The organism is Gilliamella sp. B3783 (assembly GCF_026536125.1).
Lineage (GTDB): Bacteria > Pseudomonadota > Gammaproteobacteria > Enterobacterales > Orbaceae > Gilliamella.
Map to the genome: position 1 here is coordinate 196,644 of NZ_JAFNOU010000002.1, position 12,641 is coordinate 209,284.

8 protein-coding genes are annotated in these 12,641 nt (G+C 36.6%); 1 reads left to right on the plus strand and 7 read right to left on the minus strand.

Annotated elements, in window-relative coordinates; translation table 11 throughout:
- Positions 1–192: 192 nt before the first annotated feature.
- Positions 193–2,268 carry an autotransporter outer membrane beta-barrel domain-containing protein gene (locus J3U59_RS03290; RefSeq protein WP_267333401.1) on the minus strand — a complete coding sequence of 692 codons (2,076 nt, stop codon included), beginning with the start codon at positions 2,266–2,268 and terminating at the stop codon, positions 193–195.
- A 190-nt stretch (positions 2,269–2,458) separates the two neighbouring features.
- On the opposite strand from J3U59_RS03290, the gene J3U59_RS03295 reads away from it, so the two are divergent.
- Positions 2,459–3,379 (plus strand): L-lactate dehydrogenase, encoded by a 921-nt coding sequence (locus J3U59_RS03295; protein ID WP_267333402.1) that lies wholly within the window; start codon positions 2,459–2,461, stop codon positions 3,377–3,379.
- 170 nt (positions 3,380–3,549) lie between these two features.
- Here the strand turns inward: J3U59_RS03295 and J3U59_RS03300 are convergent, their stop codons facing one another.
- From J3U59_RS03300 to J3U59_RS03325, 6 genes are all read right to left on the minus strand, one after another.
- Positions 3,550–4,050, minus strand: coding sequence for a CbrC family protein (locus J3U59_RS03300; RefSeq protein ID WP_267333403.1), 501 nt, complete (start codon positions 4,048–4,050; stop codon positions 3,550–3,552).
- Between the two features lie 2 nt (positions 4,051–4,052).
- Positions 4,053–4,925: a hypothetical protein gene (locus tag J3U59_RS03305; RefSeq protein ID WP_267333404.1), complete on the minus strand. Its 873-nt coding sequence runs from the start codon at positions 4,923–4,925 to the stop codon at positions 4,053–4,055.
- Between the two features lie 415 nt (positions 4,926–5,340).
- On the minus strand, positions 5,341–7,710 hold the full coding sequence (locus J3U59_RS03310) for a membrane-bound PQQ-dependent dehydrogenase, glucose/quinate/shikimate family (protein ID WP_267333405.1): 2,370 nt from the start codon (positions 7,708–7,710) through the stop codon (positions 5,341–5,343).
- A 389-nt stretch (positions 7,711–8,099) separates the two neighbouring features.
- Entirely contained in the window at positions 8,100–9,641 is a 1,542-nt protein-coding gene (gene ilvA, locus J3U59_RS03315) for a threonine ammonia-lyase, biosynthetic (RefSeq protein WP_267333406.1), read from the minus strand.
- Between the two features lies 1 nt (position 9,642).
- A complete protein-coding gene (gene ilvD, locus J3U59_RS03320) occupies positions 9,643–11,493 on the minus strand; it encodes a dihydroxy-acid dehydratase (RefSeq protein ID WP_267333407.1) in 1,851 nt (616 codons plus the stop codon).
- 114 nt (positions 11,494–11,607) lie between these two features.
- On the minus strand, positions 11,608–12,537 hold the full coding sequence (locus J3U59_RS03325) for a branched-chain amino acid transaminase (protein WP_267333408.1): 930 nt from the start codon (positions 12,535–12,537) through the stop codon (positions 11,608–11,610).
- Positions 12,538–12,641: the final 104 nt, after the last annotated feature.

Here is a 12,641-nt window from a genome sequence, read left to right on the forward strand (position 1 = left end):
TATCGATTTCAATAATTAGGCATACTAAATCCTATGAAAGGATTTAGTATGTTTTATAACATCAATTTTCTGTTTATCCATGTTAAGCAACTTATAATTATTTAGAAAAATAATAAAAAAAATCACACCCATATGATTTAGAATGTGATTTTTAGTTTTCATATTATAATGTGGCTTTATGGTCTGGTTAGATTAAAAAGAATAACGGTAACCACCATTCACTTGCAGTAAATCAAATCGATTACCCGTAGAGCTTTCAACATCAAGGTAAATAGTATGTGCTTTATTAACTTGAGCACTTACACCTATGCTGTTATTCCACCAGTTTCCTTCAAATGAATGGCTCTCTTTATTTCCATTTAGTTTGTAATAAGTGTCGCCATCAAATTCCCGAACAATGCCTGTTTTAGCATAAAGATTAATGTTGCTATTTTCAGTATTGACTTGATAACCAAACAATGCAGAAGCACGACCAATTAATGAGTTATAGTTACCTAATTTGACGTTAAGCCCGTTGGTTGCATTAATTGATGTACCATTTTGGTGGCTATAAGCGATTTGCGTTTGTGGTTCAATATAAAAATCGTTGATTTGATATTTTTTACCTAGCTCTAATGATACGCCAAGTCCATTGGTATGACCGGTGCCCTGAACGCGATTATCAGCAGTATCTTTCACTTTGAAATGATTTTTTTGACGTGCATATTTCGCTACACCATCTAGGTAGAAACCACTTTCATCTAAATACGTTGTATAAAGCCCTGTATTAAATGATCTTAAAGAGCCATCGCCTTTACGGTAGTCAGGATCACCATAAGTTTGACCAACAAAAGCACCTATTACAAACGGCGTGTTTTCTGATAACTGTTTATCGGCACCGAACTGGAATCCATGATAATTCATGTCAAATTTACTTAATTTACCGCTCGAAAATGAATCTAATTTTCCAGAAAAGCCCCTTAACCAAACATCGCCAAACGTACCACTATTCCGCATATCACCTAAACGTTTCAGTAATGTTTGTGTTTCAACATAACTCATTAAATAGTTGGCATTAAGGAATCCAGCACTGGCATTTGCTGTTGTTGTAATTTGTGGTTTTGAGCTTGTGTTATTATCCGGTTTTTTATTATCATCTGGATTAGGGTTAGGGTTAGGGTTAGGATTAGGATTAGTAACCGTGTTACTATTACTCGCTAAGACCCAATTATTCCCATCTTTATTTATATTATAGACATATCCACCCAATTCAATGGCATGAGTCGTTTTAAATTCGGCATTACTGATTGCATTTTCAGCTATTTCTACTAAAGTTAATTTTTCTTTACCATTAGTATTTGCTGCGCCATTATTAATCAAATTAAGAGTGTGATGGCCTTCAGCTGAGTTTGTGATAATGAGTTTATCACTTTTTTCAGCAGCGATATCGGTACTCATTGTGAAATTTAATGCACCTTTTAGATTTTCAACAGTTAAATTTTTGAAAGAAAGCGATCGAGTTTGAGTATTGTGATCAAATGTAACCGACCCCGCACCTGATAATTGCGTGATATAGGAACCATCCTCATCAATTTCCCAATTTGCATTTTTAGCAAGATCAATGATAATCTTACCAGCTAGAGAATCAACGCCATCAATTGGATCAATCTCAGCGTTACTATATGCGGATCCTAAAAATTTAGAACCATCAGCTAAATATAATTCGACTATTCCACCATCATAAGCCTCTACTTGACCAATTATTTGCGATTTATTTTTAATGATTAATTTTCCTGATTCTTGAACGTTAAGATCACCATTTATTATTGATTCTCCATTTAGTGTTAAAATCCCATCAATCATTGAAATTGCATTTGAATTGTCTTTGTGATCTATATTTAATGTTGTTTTTCCATTAACTTCAATAACTGAATTATTGAATATACTTATTGCATCAAATTTAAAACCTTTTACATCTATGTTTAAATCACCATTAAATACTGTTGTGGAATTACCATCAAAGCTGGTTGAAATACCGGAAATATTGGAATCTGAGTTTGAATCATTATTCCGTTGTAAATTGATGTTAACGTTTTTCTCAAAAATAGTTTGACTATTTTTCAATATATCAATGCCTGAATTAAGTTCACCTTCAAGTTCATTATAATTATGAGTTGATGGTATATTGACTTCTTCAGTAAAAGTTTGATTACCTGATAAATTTATTGCCATTGCGGTTAAAGGTGTAACTAAACTAACACCAAATCCTATAATGATTTTTTTTTTCATTGTTTTTCCTTCCTTTTAAGATTGTCGATGATTTTAGCAATGAAAAAAAAGTTGTTCAAGAATTAGTCATCGTTTATTTTTACAATCAACTAACATTAAATCTTACTTCTAACATCTTGAATCTTAAAAAAACAGGAGTATAACTAAATCTAATTGTGAAATTTTTAAACTAAAATTAGGTAGGTTAAAGATGAAACTTCGTAAAGTGATGATTATTGGTGTTGGCAATGTGGGTTCAACAACCGCTTATACTTTTGTTAATCGTGGTATATGTGAAGAGATAGCGCTGGTCGATCTTAATAAAGATTTAGCCTATGGTCATGCTCAAGATCTTTTGGATGCAGCAGCTTATCGGCAAAATATGATCAAAGTGAGTTTGCGTGAATCGACCGATTGTGCTGATATTGATATTGCGATTATTACAGTAACTTCAGGATTAGCACAAAAAAGCCGTGATGAGGAGCTTGCAGGCACATCTAAAATTGTGGAAAGTATTGTGCCGAATATGATGAAAAATGGCTTCAAGGGTATTTTTTTGATAGCAACCAATCCTTGTGATGCAATTACTTATCAAGTCTGGAAACTATCAGGTTTACCTCGTCATCGAGTTATTGGTACAGGAGTTTGGCTTGATACCGTGCGATTACGTCGCTTACTAGGTGAGCAAATGGATATAGGACCACAAAGCATCGATGCCTTTATAGTTGGTGAGCATGGTGATTCGCAGTTTCCGGTTTGGTCGCATTCTTCGGTTTATGGTATCAATCTTAATCAACTTGAAAAAAATAAAATTGATTTTGTTGATATTGGGACTAAAGCAAAAAATAAAGGTTTTGAAATCGTTAAATATAAGCATTGTACTGAATATGGTATCGCTAGTACCATTACTGAAATTTGTCAGCATATTTTTACTAATAGCCATCGAGCCTTAGCGCTTAGCTGTGTTTTAGATGGGGAGTATGGCTATAAAGATGTTGCTATAGGGGTACCGGCAATTTTGGATCAACATGGGATTAAAAAAGTGATTCAACTTGACTTTAACGAAACCGAGAAACAGCTGTTTGATAAAAGCATTAATATTGTGAAAGGTTATATTCGACATATTAATTAATCTTATTAGGTTTCTATTTTATGCCATACCTTTATCAGCAACAGAGCGATATCAATAAGCGTGTTGTCTGATTCTATTTTAAGCCGATTGTTAAATCGGCTTCATCGTTTTGTACAATTTGATTTTTGATGATTGGGTAAATTAACTTCATGAAAATGGTGTATAGCTATTTAGTTGCAATCAATATGCAATCTTTTCTTACCACATTGAACACACTCAAATAGATAACCAGTCAGTGAGCCATCTTTGGATAATGACGTTCTTAATAACTCCTCTGGGTAATCAATATCATCTTTAATCTCATCAAAATAGGGAATAATTTCTGCAAATCCGACATAACCGATAAATGCACAAGGCTCATTACAATGCGTTAACCATACTTCTTGCTGCCATGATGAATAACTGGGTGTTTTTAATATGAGCTCGTCAAGCTTTTCAGGCGGCAGCTCATCTATACTGTTATCATCATTGAATTGACCGTGATATTTTTTTGCCGCAGAACCGTCAGCAATACACCATGGACAGATATATTCAGGTTCTTCTTGGCTGTAAAGCGGTAAGTCATATTTTATTGAACGAATTTTATGACAAACCGAGCAAATCCCATCTTTTTGACTAAAAATATCTAGCTGATAAGCGTTGGGATGATATTTAAAAGTAGGTAAACACATACTTAATCCTCAATAATACCAATTCTTTTTTGTAATGTTTTCAATTCAGCAGAACTTAGAAAATAATGAATAGAATTTTTAATATAATTAGCTATTTGTTTATATGTTTGCAAATTTTCGGATACCGGATAACAATCAATATAGTTGCTAAAAGCCACGATATCAGCAACATCGGCAAACTGTTGTTTGGTAAGTTTATTCAAATATTGCTTTAAATTTTTAGTTTGACAGTTAACAGGAGGGGCTAGTAAGTAAAATTGATTGTCATGAACTTGATAAGTTAAATTAATCGTTTGTTTATATTGGTAGATATTGTCTTTAACTTCTGCTACATAACCAAGTTCATAAACTGCGTCTAGTTTAATATGAAATAGTTGATCTTTAATCGTAGATGAAAAGAAAAACAAATGATCTTCATGTCCAGTTTTTCCCGCTATCATTAATTCATCTAGAAATTTTCCATTTTTGTCAAAAGCATTAATTAATTTGATATCTTCGTTGATACCTTCGCCTATACTATCAAAAGTTAAATCATAGAGTATAAATTTGATATCATCCATTTCAAAGCGACCAATCGCTTTTAGATCTGTTAGCGTAAAATAATTGTCGGTTTGAACAGTTGGTTTATCATAATAGCGATAATCATCATCATCGAAATGAAAAAATTTACTATCAACATATTTTCCGGTGCTGATATTTTTGCTATCAATAGGCATGGATAATATCGGTAAACTTTGATAGAAGTCAGCAAAGGAATCAAAATGCTCACGTTGGTTATAATTTAAAGCGTTATTATTGGCAAACACCATATGCGTATTACACAGAGTAAAACAACAAAATACCGCTATACATAAGCTTGAAACTATTTTTTTCATTTCCTATAAAATCCATTTTTATCACTAAAGATTCACAATTTGTGCAGTAAAGACTGTGTCATTATAAGGTGATAAGTTTATCATTTCTGCAATGATTTATTCGAATTACTATTCATTCAAATTAGGACATGACTTTTAAAAAAAAATTCATATTTATTTTATTGATCAATACTGAAGTAGTTAGCAATAGGAGAATTGTTTAAAATTATAGAAATAATCGAAAATAGATTTTGTGATAGCGGCTATTTCGCCAATCAGTTTAAAAAAGGTCTGTGTTTTAGTTAAATACCATAGTTGAATTAAACTGTTTAGATTTAATAAATTCGCTGATAGTTTATTTTATCTGCCATTATATCGATAAAACTATACGATATAATGGCAGTTATTATGAGGCTAAAACTATTTTAGCTAACAACTATTTTTTATCAGGTAAAGCATAAGCAATAACATAATCGCCACGAACTGGTGATTGTCTTGCTCCACTTGCTGAGATGACAATATATTGTTTACCTGTTTTAGGTGATACATAGGTCATTGGTGTACCTTGGCTACCGACGGGTAAACGTTCTTTCCAAATTTCTTCACCGGTCACAGAATCAAATGCTCGAAGATAGAAGTCTTGCGTTGCAGCAAAGAATAATAGACCCGATTTAGTTGCCATTGGTCCACCGATGGTTGGCATGCCAATTGGCGCAGGTAAATGCATTGGGATGCCTAAAATACCTGTATCCATGACTGTACCTAAAGGTTTTTGCCATACAATTTGTCGAGATTTAAGATCGATGGCTGTCATGGTTCCGTAAGGTGGTTTTTGGCATGGAACACCTAAGGCAGAGGTAAATCTTAAACGCATCGCACCAAATGGCGTTCCTTTTTGTGGCACAATACCCATTTCAATACCGCTAGCATTTTTAGGGATATTATCTTGAGGGATCATCCAGTTAGTTAAACCAATTCGCATATCATTAACAAACATTAAGTTGGTTTGTGGATCAACCGCGACACTGCCCCAGTTCATGCCACCTAAAGATCCTGGATATTGCAGCGTTTTGGTCATATTCGGTGGTGTAAATAAACCATGATAGACAGAACCGGCAAAGTCAATTCGGCAGAGTAATTGATCATAAGGTGTCGCACCCCACATATCAAATTCAGTCAAGGTTTCGTTACCAATTGATGGCATACCTACTGAGAATGGCTGAGTAGGGGAGTAATATTCACCTGCTACATCACCTTTTGCTACAGGTTTTTCTTGAACTTCAGCAACAGGTTTACCGGTCTGACGATCTAACATGAAGATCTGACCTGATTTTGTTGTTTGGACAATAACTTTTGTAACGCCACCTTTTCCATCAGGAATATCGTAGAGTAAAGGTTGTGATGGTAAGTCATAGTCCCATAAATCATGATGTGCTGTTCTAAATTTCCAGCGAATTTGTCCCGTTTTACGGTCTAGCGCAACAATTGATGAGTTATATTCATCATCGTATTTTGTTCTATAGCCACCGAAGAAGTCAGGTGTTGCATTCCCTGTTGGTGCATAAACAAGATCAAGTTCTGGATCATAAGCTGTCGTCGCCCAGACGTTTACTGTGCCGCGTGTATAGGTTTCATTAGCTGGCGGAACATCAGTAATATTTGGATTGCCTGGATCCCATGCCCAAACTAATTTGCCTGAATGGACATCAAAAGCACGAACAACGCCACCTGGCTCATTAACTGAGAAGTTATCAGCAACGCGGCCACCAACAACAATCACATCTTTCGCTACTAAAGGGGCCGCTGTTGGCTCATAATAACCCGGAGGAATATCGCCCATATCTTTTTTCAGATCAACAACGCCTTGTTCACCAAAATCTTCACACAATTTACCGGTATTTGCATCAATCGCCATCAACCTAGCATCAATTGTGTTCATGATAATACGTGCCGAACACGCTTTTGTATTATTACTGGCATCGTCTAACGTTTTTTGGTCTTCATAGTAGGCTAATCCACGGCAACGTTGCCAGTTAGGTGAAGTCGCTTTAGGATCATAACGCCATTTTTGTTCGCCACTATCAGCATCTAATGCGATAACAACATTTGTTGGTGTACATAAATAGACATTATCGCCAATTTGTAAAGGTGTCTCTTGGTCTTCTGGACCTGATCCACTATTAGAAGGAATATAACCTGTGTGATAAGTCCAAGCAACTTGGAGATCTTTAACATTTTGTTTAGTGATTTGATCTGCACCTGAAAAACGCGTGCCTTTAGTCGTATTAGCATATTGCTTCCAATCTATAGGCGCATCACTCGGATCGAGTTTATTATTGGCTAAAGGGACGGGATTTGTAATAACATTGTGTTCTTTGAACATAAAGCCAAGCGCAATGCCCATTAAGACTAAAATAAATATCCCCAATTTATAACCGCCATTACCAGCAGTCGTATCGCCAGTTTCTTTTTTCTCAAGCATTGGATAGGCAAATGCAATAAGCATTGCAAAACCTGTAAATACCATTAAGCGCGAGAAAAGCGGCCAGAATTGTAAGCCAACCTCATATAAAGCCCAAATTAAGGTTAATGCGTAAGCTAAACCATATAGCCAAGCCCCTTTGGTACTTTGTCTAAATAATAAAAGCGAAGTGATTATTTGTACTAATCCCATAATCGCAAAATACCAGCTACCGCCTAGTGCGATCAATTTAAATCCATAAATTGTACAAAATAAACCGCTCGCTAATAAAATAATGGCAACTAGCCATAAATAAAATTTACGGGCACCTGCAATTTTTATCATGAATTATCCTTATGTTGTTAAGTGTTACTTTTTTAACTCATCTTTTTGCATAAACATTAGATGAAAATAACTATTTTCATCTATGATAATTAACAAAATTGAGTTATATCCTATTGATTAATATTAATGAATTAGAAGATAAATATCCCTATTCACATTCCAACTAGACTTGAAAAATTGTTGTATAAACATTCTACTAATATGCACTGAATAATTAGGGGAATCAATAGGCAACAGATGATATTTTTACTTTAAAATAGACAATTAAAATTTGGCTAAATTTTTTATTTGTTACTGTTAAAATAAGTTATATTTAAGCAAATATACTTTAATGTTATCTTAATAGGATTACCCAATAATTTTTGGGTAATCCTTATTTTTAGTAAAAATTACGATTGATTTGTGAGGAAAAGTTTGAGTGATGGGTTGTGCGTTTCATTATGAAAATCGTAACCCAATTCGGTTAAATGTTGATTAAACTGATTATAGCTACTTTCATCGATTTCAAAAGCGGCAAGCACTCTTCCATAATCGGTGCCATGACTGCGATAATGGAACATTGAAATATTCCAATTTGTGCCCAATGTTTGCAAGAATTTAAGAAGTGCGCCTTGTGATTCAGGAAATTCGAAACTGTATACTTGTTCTTCAATATGTTTACATGGTTTGCCGCCAATCATATATCGAACATGTAATTTAGCCATTTCATCATCGGTTAAGTCAACTACGGCATAACCAGCAGAAATTAATTCCTGCATAATTTCATCTTTTTCGTCACTTTTGGTAATTTTAACACCGACAAAAACGCATGCTGATTGTTCATCATGATAACGGTAATTAAATTCAGTGACTGAACGTCCACCTAACAGTTGGCAAAATTTCAAAAAACTACCTTTCTTTTCTGGAATCGTCACAGCGAGAAGGACTTCACGTTTTTCACCTAGTTCACAGCGCTCTGATACATAACGCAAACTATGAAAGTTCAAATTAGCTCCAGATAAAATATGAGCTAGGTTTTCGCCACAAATATTGTGCTTGGCAACATACTTTTTCAATCCCGCTAGCGCCACAGCACCTGACGGTTCGGCAATGGCGCGTACATCGTCAAATAAATCTTTTACCGCTGCACAAATTTCGTCACTATCGACAGTGATAATATCATCAATGTACTGTTGACAAAGTCTAAATGTTTCATCGCCTATTCGTTTAACGGCAACCCCTTCAGCAAATAAGCCTACTCGATTTAAATCAACAGGTTTACCTGCATCAAGAGCCGCTTTTAAACATGCGGCATCTTCTGGTTCAACCGCAATCACTTTGATTGAAGGCATAATTTGCTTAATTAATACTGCAATGCCCGCAGCAAGTCCACCGCCTCCAACAGGGACAAATATGCGATCGAGTTTAGCATTTTGCTGTAGTAACTCCATAGCAATACTTCCTTGTCCGGCAATCACTAAGGGATGATCAAAAGGCGGGATAAAGACGCGATTTTGTTCTTCAACCAGTTCTATTGCTTTGGCTTTTGCTTCATCAAAATTGGCCCCATAAAGTAATACCTCACCACCAAAACCTTTTACCGCTTCTACCTTAATGTCAGCGGTAGTTAATGGCATCACAATTAGGGAATTTATCCCTAATTTACTGGCCGATAGCGCAACGCCTTGTGCATGATTACCAGCAGATGCTGCAATTACACCTCGTTTACGTTGTTCTTCGGTCAGGCTTGCTATCATAGCTTGAGCACCACGAATTTTGAAACTGTGGACTAATTGGCGATCTTCCCGTTTAACAAAAATTTGGTTATGTAACCTTAAAGAAATCTTTTCCATTTTTTCAAGCGGGGTCACTTGTGCAACATCATAGACTGCTGAACAAAGTGTCGCTTTTAGATAATCTGCACCAGTGAGCTTATTCTCTTCTTTTTTCACATTAGCCACCTAATTTACTTTTATCACGAACCGCACCTTTGTCGGCACTTGTTGCTAAACTCGCATAGGCTTTAAGGGCAAATGATACATAGCGATCGCGATCATGAGGCGTAAAGGCTTTATCGCCACGTTCCATTTCAGCCACTCGGCGTCTTTCAAGTTCAGATACAGGAACATCTAACACTAATTTACGGTTTGGAATATCAATATCGATAATGTCTCCATCACGTACTAATCCTATTAACCCACCATTAGCCGCTTCAGGTGAAATATGACCAATGGATAGGCCAGAAGAACCGCCAGAAAATCGACCATCAGTAATAAGTGCACATTTTTTGCCTAATCCCATTGATTTTAAATAGCTGGTCGGATAAAGCATTTCTTGCATGCCAGGTCCACCTTTTGGTCCTTCATAGATGATTACAACTACATCACCTTCAACAACTCGCCCTCCCAAGATTGCATCAACCGCATCTTCTTGGCTTTCGTAAACTTTAGCAGGGCCGCGGAATACTAAGTTTTCAGCCGCAACGCCAGCTGTTTTAACAATTGCGCCATCTTCTGCAAGGTTACCATAAAGTGTGGCAAGACCTCCATCTTGGCTATAAGCGTGTTCTTTGTCGCGAATACAGCCATTTACACGGTCATCATCTAAACTATCCCAATAGCAATCTTGTGAAAATGCTTTCGTTGTACGAATACCGGCAGGGCCGCTTCGATACATTTTTTTCACTGATTCGTCTTTGGTTTGGGTGATATCATATTGTGCAAAGGTTTCGTGTAAAGAGAGTCCTAATACATTGTGAACATCACGATTAAGTAATCCAGCTTTATCAAGTTCAGACAAGATAGAGACAACACCACCGGCTCTATGTACATCTTCCATATGATACAGCGCTGTACTTGGCGCAACCTTACATAAATGCGGGACTTTACGAGATAATCTATCAATATCCGACATAGTAAAGTCGATTTCACCTTCTTGCGCGGTGGCAAGTAAGTGTAACACCGTGTTGGTTGAACCCCCCATAGCGATATCAAGAGACATGGCATTTTCATAAGCCGATTTGGTTGCAATAGAACGCGGAAGGTAAGATTCATCATCATGTTCATAATAACGTTTCGTGATTTCAACTATGCGTTTAGCTGCTTTTAAAAATAGCTGTTCGCGCTGTTTATGCGTTGCAACTAACGATCCATTACCCGGTAATGAAAGTCCTAAAGCTTCAGTTAAGCAGTTCATAGAATTTGCGGTGAACATGCCCGAGCATGAACCACAAGTTGGACAGGCAGACTCCTCAATGGCTTTACTATCAGCATCACTGACATTTGGATTTGCGCTTTGAATCATGGCATCAACTAAATCTAACTTAATAATTTGATCTGAAAGTTTAGTTTTTCCTGCTTCCATTGGACCACCAGACACAAACACCGTTGGAATATTTAAACGAAGTGATGCCATTAACATGCCTGGTGTGATTTTGTCACAGTTTGAAATACAGATCATGGCGTCAGCACAATGGGCATTAACCATGTATTCTACAGAGTCAGCAATTAATTCTCGTGATGGCAGTGAGTAAAGCATCCCACCATGACCCATGGCGATACCGTCATCGACAGCAATTGTGTTAAATTCTTTAGCAATGCCACCACATGCTTCAATTTCTTTTGCTACCAGTTGACCTATATCTTTTAAATGAACATGCCCCGGTACAAATTGTGTGAATGAGTTGACCACCGCAATAATAGGTTTACCAAAGTCTTCATTTTTTACGCCTGTTGCACGCCATAAGGCACGGGCACCCGCCATGTTGCGACCTTCTATAGAGGTGGCTGAACGATATTTAGGCATTTCTTGCTCCCAATTTTTTTATGTAAGCGACCGATTCCTATCGGTTGATAATTTTGTATCGTAACTTTAAAAAGCCAATCCACTAAAATGAATTAGTGGATTAGAAAATGACGTTTATTTAACTGGATCTAACCAACCATATTTATCTTCGGTTTTACCGTTAAATAAACCAAAGAAAGTTTGTTGGATTTGTTTTGTGATTGGGCCACAACGACCAATACCAACTTGGATTCGATCAACACTACGTACTGGTGTGATTTCGGCCGCGGTACCTGTCATAAATACTTCGTCAGCAAGGTATAGTGATTCACGTGAAAGTGTTTGTTCACGTACTTCAATTCCTAGATCATGTGCAAGTTTGATGATAGCATCACGAGTGATCCCTGGTAGGGCGGATGATGATAGTAATGGGGTAAATAGTATGCCGTCTTTGACGATAAATAAGTTTTCGCCTGAGCCTTCAGAAAGCTGGCCGTTTACGTCTAACGCGATCCCTTCTTGGAAGCCATTAGCTCGAGCTTCTGATCCGATAAGTAGTGATGATAGGTAGTTACCCCCCGCTTTAGCCGCTGCTGGGATGGTATTTGGTGCAAAACGATTCCATGATGATACCATTGCATCAATACCTTGTTCTAAGGCATCTTCACCAAGATAAGCGCCCCATGGAAACGCCGCGATCATCACGTCGGTTTTGTAGCCGGCTGGTGGAATAACGCCCATGCCAACATCACCAATAAAGACTAAAGGGCGGATGTATGCACTTTCAAGATTATTTTTTTTGATGACTTGGCGAGTTGCTTCCATGATCTCTTCTAGCGTATAAGGGACAGGAAAACGATAAATCTTGGCTGAATTTAATAATCGTTGAGCATGTTCTTTATGACGAAAGATAACTGGGCCTTTATGTGTGTTATAGCAACGCACACCTTCAAAAACAGAGGTACCATAATGCAAAGCATGAGACATGACATGTATTTTTGCATCAGCCCATGGAACCATTTCACCATTCAACCAAATATAATCAGATTTCGCTGTAGTACCCATTTTGTTTTCCTCTCAATTTTACTTTTTGTTAAGCAAGTATGTTGCTTTATCTTTATTCTTTTAAAGGTCAAGCATTATACTATTAACTTTGTTTAACTTTCTAA

Coding starts and splice junctions, on each gene's coding strand:
- J3U59_RS03290 (WP_267333401.1), bottom strand. CDS start 2,268: ATGAAAAAAAAAATCATTATAGGATTTGGTGTTAGTTTAGTTACACCT.
- J3U59_RS03295 (WP_267333402.1), top strand. CDS start 2,459: ATGAAACTTCGTAAAGTGATGATTATTGGTGTTGGCAATGTGGGTTCA.
- J3U59_RS03300 (WP_267333403.1), bottom strand. CDS start 4,050: ATGTGTTTACCTACTTTTAAATATCATCCCAACGCTTATCAGCTAGAT.
- J3U59_RS03305 (WP_267333404.1), bottom strand. CDS start 4,925: ATGAAAAAAATAGTTTCAAGCTTATGTATAGCGGTATTTTGTTGTTTT.
- J3U59_RS03310 (WP_267333405.1), bottom strand. CDS start 7,710: ATGATAAAAATTGCAGGTGCCCGTAAATTTTATTTATGGCTAGTTGCC.
- ilvD (WP_267333407.1), bottom strand. CDS start 11,493: ATGCCTAAATATCGTTCAGCCACCTCTATAGAAGGTCGCAACATGGCG.
- J3U59_RS03325 (WP_267333408.1), bottom strand. CDS start 12,537: ATGGGTACTACAGCGAAATCTGATTATATTTGGTTGAATGGTGAAATG.